Origin of the sequence: Amycolatopsis sp. NBC_01307 (assembly GCF_035975215.1) — a bacterium.
Classification (GTDB): domain Bacteria; phylum Actinomycetota; class Actinomycetes; order Mycobacteriales; family Pseudonocardiaceae; genus Amycolatopsis.
Genome location: NZ_CP108403.1, coordinates 2,909,138 through 2,935,529 on the forward strand (window position 1 = coordinate 2,909,138; position 26,392 = coordinate 2,935,529).

1 protein-coding gene and 2 pseudogenes are annotated in these 26,392 nt (G+C 75.1%); all 3 read left to right on the forward strand.

The window, feature by feature from the left end; genetic code table 11:
* Nucleotides 1–24: 24 nt before the first annotated feature.
* On the forward strand, nt 25–20,115 hold the full coding sequence (locus OG439_RS12410; RefSeq protein WP_326949533.1) for a type I polyketide synthase: 20,091 nt from the start codon (nt 25–27) through the stop codon (nt 20,113–20,115).
* Between the two features lie 81 nt (nt 20,116–20,196).
* Nucleotides 20,197–23,169, forward strand: a pseudogene (locus OG439_RS50060) (type I polyketide synthase); the annotation flags it as partial.
* Between the two features lie 210 nt (nt 23,170–23,379).
* A pseudogene (locus OG439_RS50065) lies at nt 23,380–26,310 on the forward strand (type I polyketide synthase); the annotation flags it as partial.
* Between the last annotated feature and the right edge of the window lie 82 nt (nt 26,311–26,392).

Below are 26,392 nucleotides of genomic sequence, written 5' to 3' on the forward strand. Positions count from 1 at the left end.
GATGCGCTCACCGTGGAGAAGACTATGCCGGCCGGGTCCGATCGAGTTGTCGAGGCGTTGCGCGTCGCGGTGCAGGAGAACCAGCAGCTGCGGCGACAGAACCAGAATCTCCTCTCGACGTCGAGCGAGCCCGTCGCGATCGTCGCGATGAGCTGCCGCTACCCGGGCGGGGTCGAATCCCCGGACGAGCTGTGGCGGCTGGTCGCCGACGGGGTCGACGCGGTGTCCGGCTTCCCGGACGGCCGCGGCTGGCCCGAGAGCGCCCACCAGGGCGGGTTCCTGCACCAGGCCGGTGACTTCGACCCGGCGTTCTTCGGCATCTCGCCGCGGGAAGCGCTGGCGATGGACCCGCAGCAGCGGATCGTGCTGGAGCTGGCCTGGGAAGCGTTCGAGCGGGCCGGGATCGACCCCGGCAGCCTCGAAGGCAGCACCGGCGGCGTGTTCGTCGGCGCGGCGTCCCAGGACTACGGCCGCGGCCTCGCCGCGCTGCCCGACGGCGTCGAGGGCTACCTGGTCACCGGCACCGAATGCTCGGTCATCTCCGGCCGGATCGCCTACTTCTACGGCCTGGAAGGCCCGGCCGTCACGGTCGACACCGCCTGCTCGTCGTCGCTGGTCGCGCTGCACTGGGCCGCCCGTTCGCTGCGGGCCCGCGAGTGCTCGCTGGCCCTGGCCGGCGGCGTCACGGTGATGGCGACGCCCGGCCTGTACGGGGAGTTCGACCGGCAGGGCGGCCTCGCCTCCGACGGCCGCTGCAAGTCGTTCGCCGACGCGGCCGACGGCGCCGGGTTCTCCGAAGGCGCCGGGATGCTCCTGCTGGAACGGCTGTCCGACGCGCGGCGCAACGGCCACCAGGTGCTCGCCGTGCTCCGCGGGTCCGCGGTGAACTCCGACGGCGCGTCCAACGGCATCACCGCCCCCAACGGCCCGTCGCAGCAGCGCGTGATCCGCCAGGCCCTCGACAACGCCGGGCTCGCGCCCGCCGACATCGACACCGTCGAGGCCCACGGCACCGGCACGGTGCTCGGCGACCCGATCGAGGCCCAGGCCCTGCTGGCCACCTACGGCGGCGACCGGCCGACCGACCGGCCGCTGTGGCTGGGCTCCTTCAAGTCGAACGTCGGTCACACGCAGTCCGCGGCCGGCGTCGGCGGCATCATCAAGATGATCATGGCGATGCGCCACGGCGTCCTGCCCAAGACCCTGCACGTCGACGCCCCGACGTCCCATGTGGACTGGACCGCCGGCGCCGTCTCGCTGCTCACCGAGCAGCGGCCGTGGCCGGAGACCGGGAAACCGCGCCGCGCGGCCGTGTCGTCGTTCGGCATCAGCGGCACGAACGCGCACATCATCCTCGAACAACCCGGCGACACCCCCGTCGAAGCCGCCGAGCCGCAGCGCGCGCCCGCCGGGTATTTGTGGCCGATCTCCGGGCGCATCGCGGACGCCGTCCGCGATCAAGCCGCGCGCCTGCTCACGCACCTCGACGACCACGCCGACGTCACCGCCCTCGACGTCGCCTGCTCGCTGGCGGACACCCGCGTCGCGTTCCCGCAGCGGGCCGTCGTCACCGGCGCCACCCGCGACGAGCTCCTCGACGGCCTGCGCGCGCTCGCCGCCGGAAACGTCGCCCCCGGGGTGCACGCCGGTTCGGCGCTGCACACCGGCGACGCGGCGTTCCTGTTCACCGGCCAGGGCTCGCAGCGGGCCGGGATGGGCCGCACCCTCGCGGCCGCGTTCCCGGTGTTCGCCGCGGCCCTCGACGAGATCCTCGCGCTGCTCGACCCGGCCGTCCGCGACGCGCTGACCGGCGACGGCGAATCCGCTTTGGACGGTACCGGCGTCGCTCAGCCCGCCCTCTTCGCCTTCGAAGTCGCGCTCTACCGCCTGCTCGAATCCCTCGGCGTGCGTCCCGCCTTCGTCGCCGGCCACTCGGTCGGCGAGATCGCCGCGGCCCACGTCGCCGGGGTGCTGTCCCTGGCCGACGCGTGCACCCTCGTCTCCGCCCGCGGCCGGCTCATGCAGGCCCTGCCGGACGGCGGCGTGATGGTCGCCGTGCAGGCCGCCGAGGCCGACGTGCTGCCGCTGCTGACCGACGGCGTCGCGATCGCGGCCGTCAACGGCCCGCAGGCCGTGGTGCTCTCCGGCACCGAGGACGCCGTGCTGGCCGTGGCCGGGCAGTTCGAGAAGACCAAGCGGCTCAAGGTGTCCCACGCCTTCCACTCGCCGCTGATGGACCCGATCCTCGACCAGTTCCGCGGGGTGCTGCTCGGGCTGAAGTTCGCCGCCCCGACGATCCCGTTCGCCGCGAACGGTGACGTGTCCACTGTGGACTACTGGGTCTCGCACGTGCGCGACGCCGTCCGGTTCGCCGACACGGTCGCGGACCTCGTGTCCCGCGGCGCCCGCACCTTCCTCGAGGTCGGCCCGGACGCGACGCTGTCCGCGATGACGGCCGAGCTGCTCGACCCCGCGCTCGACACCGACTGCATCCCCGCGTCACGCCGTGGCCGCGACGAGACGACCACGCTGCTCTCCGCCCTGGCGCGCTGGCACGTCCGCGGCGGCAAGTTCGACTGGACGGCGTGGCACGAGGGCACCGGTGCCCGGACGATCGAGCTGCCGACGTACGCCTTCCAGCGCCGCACCTACTGGCTCGAAGCCGGCACCGGCGGCGACCTCAGCCGGCTCGGCTTCGACGCGGCCGGGCACCCGCTGCTCGGCGCCGCCGTGGAGCTGCCCGAATCGGGCGGGTTCCTGTTCGCCGGCCAGCTGTCGGTGAACCGCCAGCCGTGGCTGGGCCAGCACGTCGTGCTCGGCGCGAAGCTCCTGCCCGGCACGGCGTTCCTGGAGCTGGCCGGCCGCGCCGGTGCCCAGGTCGGCTGCGCCCGCGTCGAAGAGCTGACCCTCGCGGCCCCGCTGGTCCTGCCCGCGACGACCGGGGTGCGGCTGCAGGTCGTCGTCGGCCCGCTCGACGTCGACGGCAGCCGCTCGCTGAGCGTCTTCTCACAGCAGGACGACGGCGACGCCCAGACCTGGGTGCGGCACGCGAGCGGCCGCCTCGGTGTCGGCGGCGCCGTGGTCGCCACGGTCGGCCCGCAGTGGCCGCCCGCCGGGGCCGAGCCGATCGTCCTCGACGGCTTCTACGACGGGCTCGTCGACCAGGGCCTGGACTACGGCCCGGCGTTCCGCGGCCTGCGTGCCGCCTGGCGCGTCGGCGAGGAGATCTACGCCGAGGTCGCGCTGCCGCCGGAGCACGAGGCCGAGGCGTCGTCGTTCGGCCTGCACCCGGCGCTGCTGGACGCGGTCCTGCACGCGTCGGCCCACTACGAAGACCGCGACGGCCTCCCGTTCTCCTGGCGCGGCGTCGGCGTGCACCCCTCGCACGCCTCGACACTGCGGGCCCGGCTCGCCCCGGCGGGCGACAACGCGGTATCCGTCGAGGTCACCGACACCGCGGGCAACCCCGTGCTGGCGGCGGAGTCGCTCACCTTCCGCGCGGTCAGCGCCGGCGAAGTCCGCGCCACCCGCCACGATTCGCTGTTCCGCACGGTGTGGACGCCGGTCCCGGCCGTCTCGATGACCAAGCCCGCCGACGACGCGGACTGGGTGCTCCTGGGCCACGGCGCGGACTTCGGCTTCTCCGCCCCGGCCGTGTTCGACGACCTGCGCACGATCCGGATCGCCGCCGACACCCCGCCCGCCGTCGTGCTGGCCCCGCTCCCGCCGACCGGCGAGGGCGACGCGGCCGCGGCCCACGCCGCCACCTCCTGGGCCCTCGAACTGCTGCAGAGCTGGCTGGCCGACGAAGACTTCGCCCGCTCGCGGCTGGTGTTCGTCACCAGCGGCGCCGAGGCGGTCCTCCCGGACGACGACGTCGATCCCGCCGCCGCCGCGGTCTGGGGCCTCGTGCGCGCGGCCCAGGCCGAGCACCCCGAGCGGTTCGTGCTGGTCGACGTCACCGACCCCGACGACCTGGCCGCGGTCCTGCCGCGGCTGCTCGGCTCCGGCGAGTCCCAGGCCGCGATCCGCGACGGCGGCATCGTGCTGCCGCGGCTGGCCCGCCTGCCCGTCGGCGCCGAGCCCACCACACCGCGCATCCCGGACGGCGCCACGGTCCTCGTCACCGGCGGCACCGGGGGACTGGGCGGGCTGGTCGCGAAGCACCTGGTCACCGAACACGGCGTCCGGCACCTGCTGCTCGCCGGCCGCCGCGGCCCGGACGCGCCCGGCGCGGCCGACCTCGTCGCCGACCTGGCCGCGCTCGGCGCGCAGGCGTCCGTGGTGGCGTGCGACGCCGCCGACCGTGACGCGCTGACCGCGCTGCTGGGCTCGATCCCGGCGGAGCACCCGCTCGGCGCCGTCGTGCACACCGCCGGCGTCCTCGACGACGGCGTCATCGAAACCCTGACACCCGAGCGCGTCGCCACCGTCTTCCGCGCCAAGGTCGACGCGGCCTGGGCGCTGCACGAACTGACCCGCGACCACGACCTCGGCGCGTTCGTCCTGTTCTCCTCGGCCGCCGGCGTGCTCGGCAGCCCCGGCCAGGGCAACTACGCCGCCGCCAACGCCTTCCTCGACGCGCTCGCCCAGCGCCGCCGCGCGCTCGGGCTGCCGGGCCTGTCCCTGGCCTGGGGCGCCTGGGCCGGTGACGCGGGCATGGCCGCGCACCTGTCCGACGCCGACCACCGCCGCCTGGCCGCGGCCGGCCTGCCGTCCCTCGACCCCGCCCAGGGCCTCGCGCTGTTCGACGCCGCGCTGGCCGAGAACGAACCCGCCGTGCTGCCGATGCGCGTGGACCTCGCCGCCCTGCGCGGCCGCCCGGGCATCCCGCCGCTGCTGCGCGGGCTCGTGCCCGGTGGCGGCCGGCCGGCCGCCGGCGCGGTCCCGGCGTCCGCGCTGGCCGAACGCCTCGGCGCGCTGGACCCGGCCGACCGGGCCCGCGTCCTCGAAGACCTCGTCCGCGCCGAAGCGGGCCTCGTGCTCGGCTACGCGGCGACCGACACCGTCGACGTCCGCAGCGCGTTCAAGGACCTCGGCTTCGACTCCCTGACGGCGGTCGAGCTGCGCAACCGCCTCGACGCCGCGACCGGTCTGCGCCTGCCCGCGACGCTCGTCTTCGACTACCCGACGCCCGAAGCCCTGGCCACCCACCTCGACCGGGAACTGACCGGCGCCGCCGCAGAGACCACGGACACGCCGACGACGCTGCGGCCGGTGTCCGACGACCCGATCGTCATCGTCGGCATGGGCTGCCGCTACCCGGGCGGCGTCGGCTCGCCGGAAGACCTCTGGGGTCTGGTCGACGGCGGCGTCGACGCGGTGTCCGGCTTCCCGGTCAACCGCGGCTGGGACGTCGAAGGCCTCTACAACCCCGATCCCGACCACCCGGGGACGTCCTACACCCGCAGCGGTGGTTTCCTGCACGACGCGGGGCAGTTCGACCCGGCGTTCTTCGGGATGAGCCCGCGCGAAGCCATCGCCACGGACTCGCAGCAGCGGCTGCTGCTCGAGGTCTCCTGGGAAGCCGTCGAGCGTGCCGGGGTCGACCCGGTGTCGCTGCGCGGCTCCCGGACCGGCGTGTTCGTCGGCGTGATGTACTCCGACTACGGGATGCTCTTGCAGGGCAGCCCGGAAGCCGAGGCCTACCAAGGAAACGGCAGCGCGCCGAGCGTCGCGTCGGGCCGGATCGCCTACACGATGGGCCTCGAAGGACCCACGGTCACCGTCGACACCGCGTGCTCGTCGTCGCTGGTCGCGCTGCATTGGGCCGCGCAGGCGCTGCGGCAGGGGGAGTGCTCCCTGGCCCTGGCGGGCGGCGTCACCGTGATGTCGACGCCCGGCTCGTTCATCGCCTCCAGCCGCCAGCGCGGCATCGCCGAAGACGGCCGCTGCAAGTCCTTTTCGGACACCGCCGACGGCGTCGGCTGGTCCGAAGGCGCCGGCATCCTCGTGCTGGAGCGGATGTCGGACGCGCGTCGCAACGGCCACGACATCCTCGCCGTCGTGCGCGGCTCGGCGGTCAACTCCGACGGCGCGTCCAACGGCCTGACCGCCCCCAACGGCCCCTCGCAGCAACGCGTGATCCGCCAGGCGCTCGCCGCGTCCGGACTGTCCACTTCGGACGTCGACGTCGTCGAGGCGCACGGCACCGGCACCACCCTGGGCGACCCGATCGAGGCCCAGGCGCTGCTCGCCACCTACGGCCAGGACCGTGAGACCCCGCTGCGGCTGGGCTCGATCAAGTCCAACATCGGCCACGCGCAGGCCGCCGCGGGCGTCGCCGGGATCATCAAGATGGTCCAGGCGATGCGCCACGAAACAATGCCGCGCACCCTGCACGTCACCGAGCCCTCGACGCACGTCGAATGGGCCGCCGGGAACGTCGAGCTGCTCACCGACGCCCAGCCGTGGCCCTCGCCCGGCCGCCCCCGCCGCGCGGGCATCTCGTCGTTCGGCATCAGCGGCACCAACGCCCACACCATCATCGAAGAGCCGCCCGCCCCGACGCCCGCCGTCGTGGAAACGGCCGAACCGGCTTGTGTCCCGCTGGTCGTCACCGGCCGCACGCCGGACGCGCTGCGCGACCAGGTCGCCCGCCTGCTCGACGTCGTCGGCGCGACCCCGCTGGCCGACCTCGGGTTCTCGCTCGCCACCACACGCTCCGCGTTCGACCACCGCGCCGTCGTCCGCGCGACCGACACCGCGTCGGCCGCCGTCGGCCTGGCCGCGCTGGCCGCCGGACGCCCGTCTCCGCTGGTCAGCCTGGGTGAGGCCAAGTCGATCCCGAAGACGGCGTTCGTCTTCACCGGCCAGGGCGCCCAGCGGCCCGGGATGACCCGCGGGCTCTACGAGCGGTACCCGGTCTTCGCCACCGCCCTCGACGAGCTGCTCGACCGCCTCGACTCTCGCGTGCGGGACGTCCTGTGGTCGGACGACGCCGAAGCGTTGTCCCGCACCGAGTTCGCCCAGCCCGCGTTGTTCGCCGTCGAGGTCGCGCTGGCCAAGCTGCTCACCGCCTGGGGCGTCCGGCCCGACTTCGTCGCCGGCCACTCCGTCGGCGAGATCGCCGCCGCGCACATCGCCGGGGTGCTGTCTCCGGACGACGCCTGCACGCTGGTCACGGCGCGCGCGTCGCTGATGCAGCAGCTCGAACCGGGCGGCGCGATGGTCGCCGTCCGCGCCACCGAGGACGAGGTCGCGCCGTACCTGGGCGACGACGTCGCGCTCGCGGCCGTCAACGGGCCGCGCTCAGTCGTGCTTTCCGGCACCGAGGCCGCCGTGCTCGCCGCCGCGAGCCACTTCGAGGAGACCAAACGCCTGACGGTCTCGCACGCGTTCCACTCGGCGCTGATGGACCCGATGCTGCCCGCGTTCCGCGAGGTCGTGGCGGGACTGACCTTCAGCGCCCCGGCGGTACCGCTGATCGCCGACGGCGACGTCACCGACCCGGAACGCTGGGTCGCCCACGTCCGCGAACCCGTCCGCTTCGGCGCCGTCACCACCCGGCTGCGCGAGGCCGGGACCGGCCTGTTCGTCGAGGTCGGGCCGGACGCCGTCCTGTCCGCGATGGTCACCGAGATCCTCCCCGACGTGCCCGCGGTCGCCGTGGCCCGCCGCAACCGCGACGACGTCGAGACACTCGTCGGCGCCCTCGGGCAGCTGTCCGTCGAGGGCGTCCGCGTCGACTGGCCCGCCTTCTACGCCGGCACCGGCGCCCGCCGCGTCGCGCTGCCGACCTACGCCTTCCAGCACGAGTGGTTCTGGCCGCCGACCGCCCCGGCCCAGCCGGCCGGCGGCGGCGACGCCGAGTTCTGGGACGCCGTGGACCGCCACGACGTCACCGGCCTGGCCGCCCGCCTCGACGTCGACGACGCCTCGCTCGGCGCGATCCTGCCCGCGCTGTCGTCCTACCGCCGCTCCCGCGCCGACGAGTCCCTTGTGGACAGATGGCGCTACCGCGCGACCTGGACCCCGGTCAACGCCGGCCGCTCCGGCACCCTCGACTCGTGGCTCGTGGTCGTCCCGGCCACACTGGCCGACGACCCGTGGGTCGCGACCGTCGCCGGCTACTTCGGCACGGAACCCCTGGCCCTCGACCCGGCGCTGGATCGCACCGAGGTCGCCGCGCTCCTGCCGAACGACGCCACCGGGGTGCTTTCCCTGCTGGCGCTGGACGAATCCGGCTTCCCCGGCGTCCCGGCCGGGCTGACCGCGACGACCACGCTGCTGCAGGCCCTCGGGGACGCCGGGGTCGGCGCGCCGCTGTGGTGCGTGACCCGCGAAGCCGTCGCCGTCTCGCCCGGCGAGCCGGTCGCCCACGCCGCCCAGGCCGCCGTCTGGGGCCTGGGCCGTGCCGCGGCGCTCGAACTGCCCCAGCGCTGGGGCGGCCTGATCGACCTCCCGGGCGACCTCGACGCCGAGGTGCCTCGACGTCTCTCCGCCGCGCTGGCCGGTGCCGACGGCGAGAACCAGCTGGCGATCCGCCCGGCCGGGGTGTTCGGCCGCCGCCTCGTCGCCGCTCCGGTCACCACCCGCCGGTCCCGCGCCGACGTCACCGGTGGCACCACCCTGATCACCGGCGGCACCGGCGCCCTCGGCGCCGTGACGGCCCGGCTGCTGGCCCGCGCCGGCCGCGCCCACCTGCTGCTGCTCAGCCGCCGCGGCACCGACGCGCCCGGCGCGCCGGAACTCCGTGACGAGCTGGTCGAGCTGGGCGCCGAGGTGACGATCGCCGCGTGCGACGTCGCCGACCGCGCCGCCCTCGCCGCCGTGCTGGCCACCATCCCCGAGGACCGGCCGCTGACCGAGGTCGTGCACACCGCCGGTGTGCTCGACGACGCCGTTCTCGACTCGCTCACCCCCGAGCGGTTCGCCGCCGTGCACCGCGCCAAGGTCACGTCGGCGGTGCACCTGCACGAGCTGACCCGCACCGCCGACCTCGCGAACTTCGTGCTGTTCTCCTCGGTCGCCGGCACCTTGGGATCGGCCGGCCAGGCGGTCTACGCGGCCGCGAACACGACCCTCGACGCGCTCGCCGAGCACCGCCGCGGCCTCGGCCTGACCGCGACCTCGGTCGCGTGGGGCCCGTGGGCCGGCGACGGCATGCTCGAAGCCGGGGTCGCCGAGCGCGCCCGTCGCGGCGGCCTCGCGCCGATGGACCCGGACCGCGCGGGCGCCGCGCTGGAGCGCGCGCTCGGGCACGACGACACCACGGTCGCCGTCGCCGACATCGACTGGAACCGTTACGCACCAGTGCTTTCCGGGCTGCGGCCGAGCCCGCTGCTCAGCGGCATCCCGGCGGCGAAGGACGTCCTGGCGGCGTTGCGCGGCTCGTCGCCGCGCGGCGACGAAGGCCTTCGCGCCCGCTTGGCGGCCGTGCCCGAGCACGACCGGTTCGACTTCCTGCTCGGCCTGCTGCTGGAGCAGGTCGCCCTGGTCCTCGGGCACGCCGGGACCGGCGGTGTCGCGGCCGACCGCGCGTTCCGCGACCTCGGTTTCGACTCGCTCACCGCCGTCGAACTCCGCAACACGCTGACCCTGGCGACCGGGCTCGACCTGCCGCCGTCGCTGGTCTTCGACCACCCGACCCCGGAAGTCCTGACCGAGTACCTGCTCGGCGAGCTGGCCGGCACCCTCGAAACGCCGGTCCGCTCGGTGACCGGCGGAGCGGCGGCGGACGACGACCCGATCGTCATCGTCGGCATGGGCTGCCGGTTCCCCGGCGGCGTCGACGGGCCCGAGGACTACTGGCGCCTGCTCGCCGGCGGCGAGGACGGCATCACGGCGTTCCCGGCCGACCGCGGCTGGGACCTGGGCATGCTGGCCTCGGGGTACGAATACGCGCTGACCGGCGGTTTCCTCGACGGCGTGGCGGGTTTCGACGCCGACTTCTTCGGCATCTCGCCGCGCGAAGCCGTCGCGATGGACCCGCAGCAGCGGCTGCTGCTGGAAGTCTCGTGGGAAGCGCTGGAGCGCGCCGGCATCGATCCGGCGACCCTGCGCGGCGGTGACACCGGCGTGTTCGTCGGCACCAACGGCCAGGACTACGTGAACCTGCTCGCCACCTCCGGCGAAGACGTCCAGGGCCACCTCGCCACCGGCAACACCGCGAGCGTGATGTCCGGGCGGCTGTCCTACACGCTCGGGCTGGAAGGGCCGTCGGTCACCGTCGACACCGCGTGCTCGTCGTCGCTGGTCGCGCTGCACTGGGCCGCGCAGGCCCTGCGCCGCGGCGAGTGCGGCGCCGCGCTCGTCGGCGGCGTCACCGTGATGTCCACCCCGAACTCCTTCGCCGAGTTCGCCCGCCAGGGCGGCCTCGCCGCGGACGGCCGCTGCAAGCCCTTCGCCGACGCCGCCGACGGCACCGGCTGGTCCGAAGGCGCCGGCATGCTCGTGGTGGAGCGGCTTTCCACCGCCCGCGAGCTGGGGCACCCGGTGCTGGCGGTGCTGCGCGGCACGGCCGTCAACTCCGACGGCGCGTCCAACGGCCTCACCGCCCCCAACGGCCCGGCCCAGCAACGCGTCATCCGCCAGGCCCTGGCCGACGCCGGACTGTCCACATCGGACGTCGACGCGGTCGAGGCCCACGGCACCGGCACGGTGCTGGGCGACCCGATCGAGGCCCAGGCCCTGCTGGCCACCTACGGCCGCGACCGCGACGGCGAGCCCCTGTGGCTCGGCGCGGTCAAGTCCAACCTCGGCCACACCCAGGCCGCGGCGGGTGTCGCCGGGGTCATCAAGATGATCCTGGCCCTGCGCCACGGCGAACTCCCGCGGACGCTGCACGTCGACGAGGTCTCGAGCCGCGTCGACTGGACCGCCGGGGCCGTGAAGGTGCTGACCGAGCACCAGACCTGGCCCGAGACCGGCCGCCCGCGCCGCGCGGGTGTCTCGTCGTTCGGCCTGAGCGGCACCAACGCCCACGCGATCCTCGAACAAGCCCCGCCCGCACCGGAAGCTCCCGTCGCGGCGGAGCCCGCGACCGTGCCGCTGCTGTTTTCCGCGCGCACCCCGCAGGCTCTCGCCGCCCAGGCCGGACAGCTGCACGACCTTCTGTCCTCGGAGCCCACGCCCGTCGGGTTCGCCCGGGCGCTGGCCACCACGCGCACGGCGTTCGAGCACCGCGCGGCCATCGTCGGCGACGACCCGCTGGCCGAACTGGCCGCCCTCGCCGCGGGGGAGACCCCGGCCACGGCACCCGCTCGGTCGCGGGCCAAGAGCGCGTTCGTCTTCGCCGGTCAGGGCGCCCAGCGTCCCGGCATGGGCCACGAGCTGTACCGGCGGTTCCCGGTGTTCGCCGACGCGCTCGACGCCGTCTGCGCCCACCTCGATCCGCACCTGGACCGCCCGCTGCGCGACGTCCTGTTCGCCGAGCCGGGCACGCCCGAGGCCACCCTGCTCGACCGGACCGACTGGACCCAGCCCGCCACCTTCGCCCTGAGCGTCGCGTTGTTCCGGCTGCTGGAGTCCTTCGGTGTCAAGCCGTCCTGGCTCGTCGGGCACTCCGTCGGCGAAATCGCCGCGGCCCACGTCGCCGACGTCCTGTCCCTCGCCGACGCCGGCACCCTCGTCGCCGCTCGCGGCCGCCTGATGGCCGCGCTCCCGGCCGGCGGGGCGATGGCCTCGGTGCGCGCGCCGGAGGCCGACGTCCGCGGGCTGCTCACCGACGGCACGTCGATCGCGGCCGTCAACGGCCCCGACGCCGTCGTCATCGCGGGCACCGCCGACGCCGTCGAGCAGAGCAGCACCGCCCTGACCACCGCTGGGTACCGCGTCCGGCAGCTCACGGTCAGCCACGCCTTCCACTCGCCGCTGATGGACCCGATGCTCGAGGACTTCGCCGCCGTCCTGGCGGGCCTGAAGTTCGGCGAGCCCCGGCTGCCGATCGTGTCCACCGTGACCGGCCGCCTCGCCGACCCGGCCGAACTGCGCTCGCCGGAGTACTGGGTCGACCACGTGCGCCGGCCCGTCCGGTTCGCCGACGCCGTCGCCGCGCTCGGCGAGTACGGCGCCGGTGCCGTCGTCGAACTCGGCCCCGACGGCTCGCTGTCCGCCGCCACCGCCGCGTCCCTGGACACCGACGTCGCGTGCGTCCCGCTGCTGCGCCGCGACCAAGACGAAGAAACCGCGTTCGTCCGGGCGCTGGGCCGCCTGCACGTCGCCGGCGTGGCCGTGAACTGGACGTCCTTCTTCGGCCCGGCCGCCGGTCCCGGCCCGGACCTGCCCACGTATCCGTTCCAGCGCGAGCGTTACTGGCCCCGCACCACCGGCGCGGTCCCGGGCGACCTCGGCTCGGTCGGCCTGACCGCCGCCCGGCACCCGCTGCTCGGTGCCGGCGTCGAACTGCCCGATTCGGGCGGGTTCCTGTTCACCGCCCAGCTTTCCCTGCGGACGCACCCGTGGCTGGCCGACCACTTCGTGCTCGGCGCGGCCCTGCTGCCCGGCACCGCCTACCTCGACCTCGCCATCCGCGCCGCCGACCAGGTCGGCTGCGCCCGCGTCGACGAGCTCACCCTCGAAGTCCCGCTGGTCCTGCCGCCCGAGGGCGCCGTGCGCCTGCAGGTCGTCGTCGGCCCGGCCGGGTCCGCGGGCGACCGCGACCTCGCCGTCTACTCCAGCCCCGCCGGCGGCGGCGAACAGCCGTGGACGCGCCACGCGAGCGGCCGCCTCGGCACCGCCACGACCCAGCCCGCCGACGGCGACCGCACCTGGCCGCCGACCGACGCGGAACCCGTTTCCCTGGACGGCTTCTACGAACGCCTCGCCTCCGGCGGGTTCGCCTACGGCCCGCTGTTCCGCGGCCTCAAGGCCGTCTGGCGCGGTCAGGACGCGGTGTTCGCCGACGTCGTCCTGCCCGAGGAAGCCGAGCGCGACGCGGCGGCGTTCGGCGTCCACCCGGCGCTGCTCGACGCCGTCCTGCACGCCTCCGAACACGCCGGACTGACCGATGTGGACGGTGGCCGCCTGCCCTTCGCCTGGAGCGGCGTCACTCTTCACGCGAGCGGCGCCGCGGTCGTCCGGGCGAAGATCACCCGGCGCGGCGAGGACTCCGTCGCCATCGAGCTGCGTGACGCGGCCGGCGACCCGGTCGCCACCGTCGACTCGCTGGTGCTGCGCCCCGCGGCCGTCGCGAAGGTCGGCCACGACACCGACTCGCTCTACCACCTCGACTGGATCCCGGTGCCCCGCCCGGACGTCGAAGCGGGCCCGGACTGGGCCGTCCTCGGCGCCGACCTGCCGGACTTCGCCGCGGTCGTCGCGGCCGCACCCGAAGTCGTCGTCTACCCGGTTCAGGCCCGCGCTGGCGACCCCGAGGGCGTCCGCGCCGCGACAGCCGACGCGCTCGCCCTGCTGCAGGCCTGGTCGGTGGCGCCGGAACTGACCGGCTCGCGGCTGGTTTTCGTCACCACTGAGGCCGACACCGACCTCGCGGCCGCCGCCGTCTGGGGCCTCGTGCGCTCGGCGCAGCGGGAGAACCCGGGCCGGTTCGTGCTGGCTGACGTAGATCAAACCGACTCCCTTGCCGCAGTCCTCGCCACTGGGGAGCCCCAGGTGCGCGTGCGTGCCGGGGAGATCACCGCCGCCCGCGTCGCCCGCGCTCCACGCCGTGACGACGTCACGCCGATCGCCTGGGACGGCGACGGCACCGTCCTGATCACCGGCGGCACCGGGGGACTGGGTGCGACCCTGGCCCGGCACCTCGTGACCACGCACGGCACCCGGCGGCTGCTGCTCGTCAGCCGTCGTGGCCCGGACGCCCCGGGCGCGGCGGACCTGATCGCCGAGCTGGCCGAGTCGGGCGCCGAGGTCACGGCCGCCGCGGCCGACGTCGCCGACCGCGCCGACCTCGCGCGGGTCCTGTCGGAGATCCCGGCCGCGCATCCCCTGACCGCGGTCGTGCACGCCGCCGGTGTCCTCGACGACGGCATCCTCGGCTCCCTCACCCCCGAGCGGCTCGACACGGTGTTCGCGCCGAAGTTCGACGCCGCCTGGCACCTCGACGACCTGACCGGCGACCTCGCCGCGTTCGTCGTGTTCTCCTCGGTCGCGGGCACCTTCGGCGCGGCCGGGCAGGCGAACTACACCGCGGCCAACGCCGCCGTCGACGCGCTCGTGCGGCGCCGTCGCGCGGCCGGCCTCCCGGCGCTGTCGCTCGGCTGGGGCGCGTGGTCCCGCGCCGGTGGCATGACCGCCACCCTCACCGACACCGACCTGCGGCGGATGGCCGCGTCCGGCATGCCCGCCCTCGAACCCGAGCAGGCACTGGCCCTGTTCGACGCGGCCTGCGCCACCGGTCTCGACACCGTGCTGCCGGTCCGGCTCGACTTCGCCGCGCTCAGCGTCCAGCCCGAGGTCACGCACCTGCTGCGCGGCCTGGTCCGGACGCCGGTCCGCCAGACCGCGGCCAACCTGCCGCGGCTGGACGACCCGGTCGCCGGGATGAACCCCGCCGAACGGTCCCGCGCGGTGCTCGACCTGGTCCGCGGGCAGGTCGCCGCGGTGCTCGGGCACAGCACGTCGGCCGGCGTGTCCGCCGACCGCCCGTTCCGCGAACTCGGCTTCGACTCGCTGACCGCCGTCGAACTCCGCAACCGCCTCGACGCCGCGACGGGCCTGCGCCTGCCCGCGACCCTCACCTTCGACTACCCGAGCCCCGCCGCGCTCGCCGCGTTCCTGATCGGCGAGATCGCCGGTGAGGCCGACGTGCCCGCCCAGGTGGTCGTCCCGGCGAAGGCTGTCAACGACGACCCGATCGTCATCGTCGGCATGGGCTGCCGCTACCCGGGCGGGGTCACCTCGCCCGAGGACCTGTGGGGCCTGGTCGACGGCGGCGTCGACGCCGTCTCGGACTTCCCGGCCAACCGCGGCTGGGACGTCGAAGGCATCTACGACCCGGACCCCGACCACCCCGGCACGTCCTACACCCGCAGCGGCGGTTTCCTGCACGAGGCGGGGGAGTTCGACCCGGCGTTCTTCGGCATGAGCCCGCGTGAGGCCCTGGCCACGGACTCGCAGCAGCGGCTGCTGCTCGAAGTGTCGTGGGAAGCCGTGGAGCGGTCGGGTGTCGATCCGGCGTCCCTGCGTGGCTCCCGGACCGGCGTGTTCGTCGGCGTCATGTACTCCGACTACGGCATGTTGCTGCAGGGCAGCCCGGACACCGAGGGCTACCAGGGCAACGGCAGCGCGCCGAGCGTCGCCTCGGGCCGCGTCGCCTACGCGCTCGGTCTCGAAGGCCCGACGCTGACCGTCGACACGGCGTGCTCGTCGTCGCTGGTCGCACTGCACCTCGCGGCCCGCGCCTTGCAGAACGGGGAATGCTCCCTCGCGCTCGCCGGCGGCGTCACCGTGATGTCCACCCCGAGCACGTTCATCGGCTTCAGCCGCCAGCGCGGCCTCTCCGCCGACGGCCGCTGCAAGTCCTTCTCGGACACCGCCGACGGCGTCGGCTGGTCCGAAGGCGCCGGCATCCTCGTGCTGGAACGGATGTCCGACGCGCGCCGCAACGGTCACGACATCCTGGCCGTGGTGAAGGGCTCGGCCGTCAACTCCGACGGCGCGTCCAATGGCCTCACCGCGCCGAACGGCCCGTCGCAGCAACGCGTGATCCGCCAGGCCCTCGCCGCGTCCGGACTGTCCACTTCGGACATCGACGTCGTCGAAGCGCACGGCACCGGCACCACCCTCGGCGACCCGATCGAGGCCCAGGCGCTGATGGCCACCTACGGCCGGGAACGCGGCGACGCCGACCCGCTGCTGCTCGGGTCGATCAAGTCGAACCTGGGCCACACGCAGGCCGCCTCCGGCGTCGCCGGGATCATCAAGATGGTCCAGGCCATGCGGCACGGCACGCTGCCGCGCACCCTGCACGTCACCGAGCCGTCGACGCACGTCGACTGGTCGGACGGCACGATCGCGCTGCTCACCGAGTCCCGCGCCTGGCCCGACCGCGGCCGCCCGCGCCGCGCCGCCGTCTCGTCGTTCGGCATCAGCGGCACCAACGCCCACACCGTCATCGAGCAGCCGCCCGCCGTCGCGGCGGCGCCCGTAACCGTCCGGCCCGAACCCGCCGTCGTGTCGTGGCTGCTGTCCGGCCGCACCCCGGACGCCCTGCGTGACCAAGCGGAACGGCTGCTCGCGCACACCCAGGTCCACCCCGCGTCCGCCGCCGACCTGGGCCTCGCGCTGGCCACGACCCGGACGCACTTCGCCGAGCGGGCCGTCATCGTCGGCGGCACCCGCGAAGAACTCCAAGCGCGGCTTGAGGTTCTGGCCCGTGGTGGCTCCTCGGCCGGTCTCGTCACCGGGACGTCCGGGGAAGCCGTGCCGGCGTTCCTGTTCGCCGGCCAGGGCAGCCAGCGAGCCGGGATGGGCCGCGAGCTGGCCGACGCCTTCCCGGCGTTCGCCGACGCGCTCGACGAGGTCGTCACGCGGCTCGACCGCGAACTCGATCGCCCGCTGCGGGAGCTGCTCTTCGCCGAGGAAGACACCGAAGCCGCCGCCGCGCTCGACGAGACGCGCTACGCGCAGCCGGCGCTGTTCGCGCTGGAAGTCGCGCTCTACCGGCTGGTCCGCTCCTGGGGCGTCGAGCCGCAGTACCTGACCGGGCACTCGGTCGGCGAGATCGCCGCCGCGCACGTGGCCGGTGTCTTCAGCCTCGACGACGCCTGCACGCTGGTCGCGGCGCGCGGCCGGCTCATGCAGCAGCTGCCCGAAGGCGGCGCGATGATCGCCGTCCAGGCCACCGAGGACGAGGTCCGGCCGCTGCTCGACGGCCGCGAGGACGAGGTCGCCCTCGCCGCGGTCAACGGGCCGTCGTCGGTCGTCCTCTCCGGCGAGGCCGGGCGCGTCGAGGAGATCGCCGCGCGGTTCGCCGCGGACGGTCGCAAGATCCGCCGCCTGCGCGTCAGCCACGCCTTCCACTCGCCGCGCATGGACGGGATGCTCGACGACTTCCGCAAGGTCGTCGCCGGGCTGACGGCCGCCGCGCCGACGGTGCCGATCGTCTCGACGGTCACCGGCGACCTGGTCACCGCCGACGTCCTCGCGTCCGCCGACCACTGGGTCGAGCAGGTCCGCCGCCCGGTCCGGTTCGGGCCCGCCGTGCGCCGCCTGGCCGAGCTGGGCGTCACCGTCTTCGCCGAGATCGGTCCGGACGGCACCGTGGCGGCCATGGCCGCCGAGTCGCTCGACGCCGGTCAGACCACCGTCGCCCTCCTGCGCCGCGACCGGCCCGAAGCCACCGCGGCGACCGAGGCGCTCGGGCGGCTGCACGTCGCCGGCGTCACCGCGGACTGGCCCGCGGTGTTCGGCCCCGCGCGCACCGTCCCGTTGCCCACCTACGCGTTCCAGCACCAGCACATCTGGCCGCAGGGCCTGCTCGCCCAGGCGGGCGACGTCTCCGCCGCCGGGCTGTGGGCGGCCGGGCACCCGCTGGTCGGGGCGGCCGTGGAGCTGCCCGACACCGGTGGGCTGCTGTTCACCGGCCGGCTTTCGGTCGCGGCGCAGCCGTGGCTGGCCGGGCACACCGTCGGCGGCGCCGTCGTGGTCCCCGGCACGGCGCTGCTCGAACTCGCCGTCCGCGCCGGCGACCAGGCGGGCTGCCCGCAGGTCGACGAGCTCACCCTCGAAGCCCCGCTGGTCGTGCCGGACGCGGGCCGCGTGGTCCTGCAGGTCGCGGTGGCCGGAGCGGACGACGAAGGCCGTCGCTCGCTGCGGATCTACTCGCGGGCCGACGGTGACCCGGACGCGGCCTGGATCCGGAACGCGAGCGGCACGCTCGTGCCCGCCGCCGACGTCGAGCCCGCCGACCCGATCGCCTGGCCGCCGGACGGCGCCGAAGCCGTCGACCTCGAAGGCTTCTACGACACGATGGCCGAGCGCGGCCTCGGGTACGGCCCGATGTTCCAGGGCCTGACCCGCGCCTGGCGCCACGGCGACGACGTCTACGCCGAAGTCGCCCTCGCCGAGGACGACCGCGACGAAGCCGCGTCGTTCGTCGTCCACCCCGCGCTGCTGGACTCCGCGCTGCACGCCGCGTCGCTCACCCGCTTGTCCGCGGACGGTGCCGGACGGCTCCCGTTCAGCTGGTCCGGCGCGTCCTTCCTGGCGGCCGGCGCGACCGGCCTGCGGGTCCGGATCACGCCGCAGGAGGGCGACGCCATCGCCCTCACCGCGTCCACTGTGGACGGCACGCCCGTCGTGGCGGTGAAGTCGCTGGCGCTCCGCGCCGTCCCGACCGGGATCGCCGCCCCGGCGCGCACCACGACCGGCTACCGGCTCACCTGGCCGCAGCTGCCGGAAGCGACGTTGGTCGCCGCCGGCACGTCGGCGATCGCCGGACCGGGCCTGACGGCCGAAGGCGCCGACGCGTACGCGAGCCTGGCGGCGCTGCTGGAGTCCGCCGAGCCGGTGCCGCCGGTCGTCCTGCTGCCGGTCACCGCTGCTCCGCCCGGCATGCCGGTGCCGACCGCCGTCCGGACCGTCACGACCGACGTCCTGCTCCAGACCCAGCAGTGGCTCGCCGACGACCGGGCCGCCGGTGCGGTCCTCGTCGTCGTGACCCGCCGCGCCGTCGCGGTCGGCTCCGAAGACGTCGACCTCGCGCAGGCCGCCGTCTGGGGCCTGCTCCGCGCGGCCCAGCTGGAGAACCCGGGCCGCCTGGTCCTGCTCGACCTCGACGACGGCGACCTCCCGTCGGCCGCCGTGGCCGGTGCCCTCGCGGCCGGAGAACCCCAGGTCGCGCTGCGCGACGGTCACCTCCACACGGCCCGCCTGGCCGCCGCCGAACCCGCCGCCGAACCCGCACTGTGGGACCCCGACGGCACTGTCCTCATCACCGGCGGCACCGGCGGGCTCGGCGCGACGTTCGCCCGGCACCTCGTCACCGAACGCGGTGTGCGGCACCTGCTGCTGCTCGGTCGCCGCGGCGACGCCGCCCCCGGCGTCCCCGACCTGGTCGACGAACTCGCCAAGCTGGGCGCGGACGTCCGCGTCGCGGCCTGCGACGCCGCCGACCGCGCGGCCCTGGCCGCCGTGCTCGGCACGGTGCCCGACCTGACCGCCGTCGTGCACGCCGCCGGCGTCCTCGACGACGGCGTGCTCGGAGCCCTGACGCCCGAGCGGCTCGGCACGGTGTTCGCGCCGAAGGTCGACGCCGCCTGGCACCTGCACGAGCTCACCGCCGACCGCGACCTGAAGGCGTTCGTCCTGTTCTCCTCGATCGCGGGCACGCTCGGCGCGGCCGGGCAGGCGAACTACGCCGCCGCCAACGCCTTCCTCGACGCGCTCGCCCACCGGCGGGCCGCCGCGGGCCAGGCGGCCGTCTCGATCGCCTGGGGCGCCTGGCACGCCGGCAGCGGCATGACCGGCGCGCTCACCGACGCCGAACTGGCGCGGATGCAGCGATCCGGCATGCCCCCGCTGGCCACCGAAGAAGGCGTCGCGCTGTTCGACGCCGCCCTCGCCACGACGTCGCCCGCGGTGGCGGCGCTGCGGCTCGACCTCGCCGTGCTGCGCGGGCAGGACCCGCTCCTGCCGGCCCTGCGCGGTCTCGTCACCACCGCACCGCGGCGCGCGGCCGCCGCGGCCCTCGAACCCGGGGGAGCGGACCTCGCCACCCGGCTGGCCGAACTGCCCCAGGACGACCGGCTGCCGTTCGCGATCGGGCTGGTCGGCAAGCAGGTCGGGGCCGTGCTCGGCCACGACGACGCCGTCGGGCCCGACCGCAGCTTCACCGAACTCGGCTTCGACTCGCTGACGTCGGTGGAACTGCGCAACCGCCTCGAAGCCCGCACCGGGTTGCGGCTGCCGGCGACGCTCGTCTTCGACCACCCGACCATCACGCGCGTGGCGGACCTGCTCGTCACGTCCGCGCTGGGCGACGGCGCGGCCGCCCGCCCGGCACTGGCGGAACTCCAGAAGCTCGAAAACCTGCTGTCCGCGGTCGACGCCGACGACGACGCCCGCGCCGCGATCACCGTGCGGCTGCAGGCCCTGCTCGTCAAGTGGACCGGCTCGGGCGACGCCCGCGACGCCGGCGACTCGTCGGTCCCGGAGCTCAGCACCGCCGACGACCTGTTCGCGTTCATCGACAACGACCTGGGTGTGAGGTGACCAGTGGCGACCGAGACGCCGCAGCCGGACCGAACGGATGGTTCGATGAGCGAGGCCAAACTCCTCGACTACCTCCGGCGGGTGACCGCCGACCTGACCCGCACGCGCGAGCGGCTGGTGGAGGCGGAATCCGCGGGCGGTGAACCCATCGCGGTGGTCGGCATGAGCTGCCGCTACCCCGGCGACGTCGACACGCCCGAGGCGTTGTGGCGGCTGGTCGACGGCGGGGTCGACGCGATCTCCGGCTTCCCGGAGGACCGCGGCTGGCCCCTGGCCGGCCTGCTCGGCGAACCCGGCGCCCCCGGGACGTCCGCCACCGCCGAGGGCGGCTTCCTGCACGGCGCCGGCGGCTTCGACCCGGCGTTCTTCGGGATGAGCCCGCGCGAGGCGCTGGCCACCGACCCGCAGCAGCGGCTGCTGCTCGAAACCTCCTGGGAGGCCTGCGAGTCCGCCGGGATCGACCCGCACACGCTGCGTGGCAGCGACACCGGCGTGTTCGTCGGCGTGATGTACAACGACTACGCGATCGCGCTGCAGGGCGTCACCGAAGACCTCGAGGGCTACCAGAGCAACGGCAGCGCCGGCAGCGTCGCCTCCGGCCGGATCTCCTACACGTTCGGCTTCGAGGGCCCGACCGTCAGCGTCGACACCGCGTGCTCGTCGTCGCTGGTCACCATGCACCTCGCGGCCCAGGCGCTGCGCCGCGGCGAGTGCTCGCTGGCGCTGGCCGGCGGCGTCGCCGTGATGTCGACGCCGATGGTGTTCATCGAGTACAGCCGCCAGGGCGCGCTGTCGCCGACCGGCCGCTCACGCGCGTTCGCCGAGGGCGCGGACGGCACCGGCTGGTCCGAAGGCGTCGGCATGCTCGCGCTCGAAAAGCTGTCCGACGCGCGGCGCAACGGCCACGAGGTCCTGGCCGTGCTGCGCGGCTCGGCCGTGAACTCCGACGGCGCGTCCAACGGCCTCACCGCCCCCAACGGCCCGTCCCAGCAGCGGGTGATCCGCCAGGCGCTGGCCGACGCGAAACTCTCACCGTCCGAAGTGGACGTCGTCGAGGCCCACGGCACCGGCACGTCGCTCGGCGACCCGATCGAGGCCCAGGCGCTGATCGCGGCCTACGGCCAGGACCGGCCCGAGGGCCGCCCGCTGTGGCTGGGTTCGCTCAAGTCCAACATCGGGCACACCCAGGCCGCCGCCGGCGTCGGCGGCGTGATGAAGATGATCCTGGCCATGCGCAACGGCGTCCTGCCGCGCACCCTGCACGCCGAGACGCCGTCGTCGCGCGTCGACTGGGCCGCGGGCGAGGTCGAGTTGCTGACGACGTCCCGGCCCTGGCCGCGCACCGGGGCCCCGCGCCGGGCCGCCGTCTCGTCGTTCGGCGTCAGCGGTACCAACGCCCACGTCGTCCTCGAACAAGCCCCGCCCGCCGAGGCACCGGCCGTTTCCGCCGAGCCGCCCGCGGTGCCGTGGGTGCTGTCGGCCAAGTCGCCGGAGGCCTTGGCCGCCCAGGCCGCGGGCCTGCTGGCCCACCTCGACGAGCACACCGGGCAGCCCCCGGCCGCGATCGCCCGCACCCTGCTGGCCCGCAGCCGCTTCGACCACCGCGCCGTCGTGGCCGGCACCGATGTCGCCACCCTGCGCGAAGGCCTGTCCGCGCTGGCGGCCGGCGTGCCGTCGCCGTACGCGGCCACCGGCGCCGCGACCGCCGGGCCCGGCCCGGTGTTCGTGTTCCCCGGCCAGGGCTCGCAGTGGCCGGAAATGGCCGCGAGCCTCCTCGACACCGCGCCGGTGTTCCGGCGCCACATCGAAGAGTGCGCGGAAGCCTTCGCCCCCTTCGTCGACTGGTCGCTGCTCGACGTCCTGCGCGGCGTCGACGGCGCGCCCTCGGTCGACCGGGTCGACGTCGTGCAGCCCGTCCTGTTCTCGGTGATGGTGTCGCTCGCGCACCTCTGGCGCTCCTACGGCGTCCGCCCGGCCGCGGTGCTGGGCCACTCGCAGGGCGAGATCGCCGCGGCCTGCTTCGCCGGCGCCCTGCCGCTGCCCGAAGCCGCGCGCATCGTGACCCTGCGCAGCCGCCTGATCGGCGACCGGCTCGCCGGCCACGGCGGCCTGCTGTCGGTGATGGCGTCCGAAGAGGACGTCCGCGCGCTGCTCGGCGACTTCGACGGCACCCTGTCGATCGCCGCCGTCAACGGCCCGCGCACGGTGACCGTCGCCGGCGAGCCGGGCGCGCTGACCACCTTGGAGAAGCGCCTCTCGGCGGCCGGGATGATGCGCTGGCGCGTCGAGGGCATCGACTTCGCCGCGCACAGCCCGCAGGTGCGCGTGCTGCACGACGAACTGGTGTCCCTCCTCGGCGAGCTGCACCCTGCGACGTCGGAAATCCCGTTCTTCTCCACCGCCGACGAGAAGTGGCTCGACGGCCCGGAGCTGGACGCCGAGTACTGGTACCGCAACCTCGAACGCACCGTCCGGTTCGACGCCGGCGTCCACGCCGCCCTGGAGCGCGGCGGCCGGCACTTCGTCGAGGTGAGCCCGCAACCGGTGCTGAGCCTCGGGCTGCAGGCGATCCTCGAGGAGTCGGGCACCGGCGCCACGGCGTCGGCCACGCTCCTGCTCGGCCACGGCGGCCTGGACCGGTTCCTGGTCGCCGTCGGAGCCGCCTTCACCCGCGGCGCCGACGTCGACTGGAACGTGCCTGCCGGCAGCCGGGTCCCGCTCCCGACGTATCCCTTCCAGCGCACGAACATCTGGCCGCAGACCAGCCTGCTCCCGGCCGGCGACGTCACCGCGCTGGGCCTCGGCGCGGCGAACCACCCGCTGCTGGGCGCGGTGACGGCGTTGCCGGACACCGAAGGCTTCCTGTTCACCTCGCGGCTGTCGGTGGCGACGCACCCGTGGCTGGCCGAGCACACCTTCGGTGGCTCGGTCCTGCTGCCCGGCACGGCGTTCCTGGAACTCGCGATCCGTGCCGGCGACGAGGCCGGCTGCCCGGTCGTCGAAGAGCTGACCCTCGCCGTGCCCCTGATCGTTCCCCCAGGTCAGGCCGTGCGGACGCAGCTCGTGCTCGGTCCGCTGACCCCGGCCGGCCGCCGCACCCTCGCCGTCTACGGGCGGCCCGACACCGACGGCGACGAGCCGTGGACCTGCCACGCCAACGGCGTCCTGCGCGCCGGCGAGCAGCCGACGGCGGGGGAGTTCCCCGCCGAGTGGCCGCCGGCCGGCGCCGAGCGCGTCGACCTGACCGGCTTCTACGACCAGGCCGCCGAAAACGGCTTCGGTTACGGCTCGCTCTTCCGCGGCCTGGAATCCGTGTGGCGCCTCGGCGAGGAGGTCTACGCCGAAGTCGCGCTGCCCGAGGCGAACCGCGCCGAAGCGGGCGCGTGCGCCTTGCACCCCGCACTGCTCGACGCCGCGCTGCACGCGACGTCGTTCACCGGCGACGGCGGCCAGAGCCGGCTCCCGTTCTCGTGGACCGACGTCGAGCTGTACGCGGTCGGCGCGTCGCGGGCCCGGGTCCGGATCGTGCCGTCCGGCACCGGCAGCGTCCGCATCGACCTCGCCGACGCGACCGGGGAACCCGTCGCGTCGGTCGGCTCGCTGCTGCTGCGCGCGGCCGCCACGGACGCTGTCGCCGTCGCATCCCCTTTCGGCGACAGCCTGTTCCGCTGGGAGTGGCAGGCCGTGCCCGCGCCGGAACCCGGCCGCCTGGCCGACGGCAGCTGGGTCGTGGCCGGCGCCGACGAGTTCGGCCTCACCGGCGCCGTCTACACCCTCGGCCGCGCGGTCGAGACGTTCCTCGGCATCGGCACGCTGTCCGCCGCCCTCGACGACGGCCTCGAGCCGCCCGAGCTGATCCTGGTGCCGCTGGTGCACGTGCGGCCCGAGGACCCCCGGGAATCGGCCCACCTGCTGACGAAGTGGGTGCTGGGCCAGGTCCAGGCGTTCCTCGAGGAGGACCGGCTGCGCACCACCCGGCTCGTCTTCGTCACCCGCGGCGCCACGGGCGACACCGACCTCTCCGCCGCCGCGGCGTGGGGCCTGCTGCGCTCCGCGCAGACCGAGAACCCGGGCCGGCTCGTGCTCGTCGACCTCGACGAGTCCGGCGACCAGTCCATCCGCGACCTGCTCCCGATGCTGCCCGGCCTGCTCGCCTCGGGCGAGCCCCAGGTGGCGCTGCGCGACGGCGTCCCGCACGTCGGCCGCCTGGCCCGCGTGCGCGGCGACGCCTCGCCGACGGAGGTCTGGCGCGACGCGGGCAAGGTCCTCGTCACCGGCGGTACCGGCGCGCTCGCCCGGACCATCGCGCGGCACCTGGTCGTCGAACACGGCGTCCGCGAACTGCTGCTCGTGAGCCGCAGCGGCGGCTCGGCGCCGGGCGCGGCGAAGTTCGCCGCGGAACTCGACGCCGTGGTGGAGTACCGCGCCTGCGACGTGTCCAACCGGGACGAACTGGCCCGCTTGCTCGACGCCGAGCCGTCGGTCCGGGCGATCGTCCACACCGCCGGGGCGCTCGAAGACGGCGTCCTCGGTTCGCTGACGCCGAAGAAGCTCGAGACGGTGTTCGCGCCGAAGCTCGACGCGGCCTGGCACCTGCACGACCTGACCCGTGACCGCGACCTGGCGGCGTTCGTCCTGTTCTCGTCGTTCGCCGGGCTGGCCGGCACCGCCGGGCAGGGCAACTACGCCGCCGCCAACAGCTTCCTCGACGCGCTGGCCCGGCACCGCCGCGGCCTCGGCCTGCCGGGCACGTCGGTGGCCTGGGGCAGCTGGGTGCGCGCCGACAGCGTGATGGCCGCGCAGCTCGACGACGCGGCCCGCCGCCGTCAAGCGCGTGGCGGGGCCCTGGAGCTGACGGGGGAGCAGGGCGTCGCCCTGTTCGACGCCGTCATGGCCCGCCCGGCCGACCCCGTGCTTGCCGCGATCCGCCTCGACCTGGCCGCGATGCGCGCGTCGGGCGAGGTGCCGCCGATGATGCGGCTGCTGGTCCCGCCGCCGTCCCGCCGGTCGGCGGTGTCGGCCGAGGCTGCGGGCTCGTTCGCCAAGACGTACCTGGGCCTCGCGGAGGATGACCGTGCCGCGGCTGTCCTGGACCTGGTCCGCACGCTTGCCGCCGCGGTGCTCGGGCACCCGAGCGCGGCCGCGGTGGCCGTCGACGGCGGTTTCCCCGAACTCGGCTTCGACTCGCTGACGGCGATGGACCTGCGCAACCGTCTCCAGGCGGCGACGGACCTGATCCTGCAGGTCGGTGTGGTCTTCGACCACCCGACCCCGCTCGAGCTGGCCGGCCACCTGGGCGCCGAGCTGGACCGGGTTTCCCGGCCGGCCGAGTCGTCGGCGCCGGAAACCGTGTCCGCGCAAGCGAACGAGACGATCTCCGGCCTGTTCACGCAGGCGCTGTACAACGGCCAGCAAGCCGACGCGATCGACTTCCTCCGCGCCGCGGCGACCCTGCGCCCGAAGTTCCGCACGTCGGCCGAGCTGACCCGGCCGATCCGCCCGCTGCGCCTGGCCCGGCGTGACCCGGACGCGGCACCCGGCCCGCACCTGATCTGCGTCCCCGCGCTGGTCGCGATGGCCGGGGTGCAGCAGTACTCGCTGTTCGCGGCGTCCTGTCGCGGCCAGTACGACGTCTCGGCCGTCCCGATCCCAGGCTTCACCGACGGCGAAGCCCTCCCGGCCGACCGGGAATCGTTGGTGGCGGCCGAAGCCGACGCGATCTTCGCGTACGCGGCGGGGGAGCCGTTCGTGGTGCTCGGCGTCTCCACCGGTGGCCTGCTGGTGCACGCGATCGCGACGGAACTGACCCGCCGAGGGACTCCGCCGGCCGGCGTCGCGCTGCTGGACCCGTACGCGGTGGACAGCCAGTTCGTCGCCAGCGCGGGCGGCGGCCTGATGACGGGGCTGTACAAGCGGAACCAGCAGTACACCGAGGTCACGAGCGCCGGGCTGTCGGCGATGGCGTGGTGCTTCGACCTGATGGAGGGCTGGGACCTGGGCCCGCTGCCGTGCCCGACGCTGCTCGTCCGCGCGTCGGAGCCGATCGTGGCGGAGCAGGCGGAAGTCGAGTGGCGCTCGGCCTGGGCCCACGCGGACACCGTGACCGACGTACCGGGCAACCACTTCACGATCGTGGAGGAACACATCGCGGAGGCGGTGGCGGCAGTCCGGGCCTGGCTCCCGGACGTCGGCTGACGGTTTGCAGCGCCCAGGCTTGTCGTGAGTGTTTAGGGCGGTTAGAACCGCCCTAAACACTCACGACAAGCCGCGGCAGACT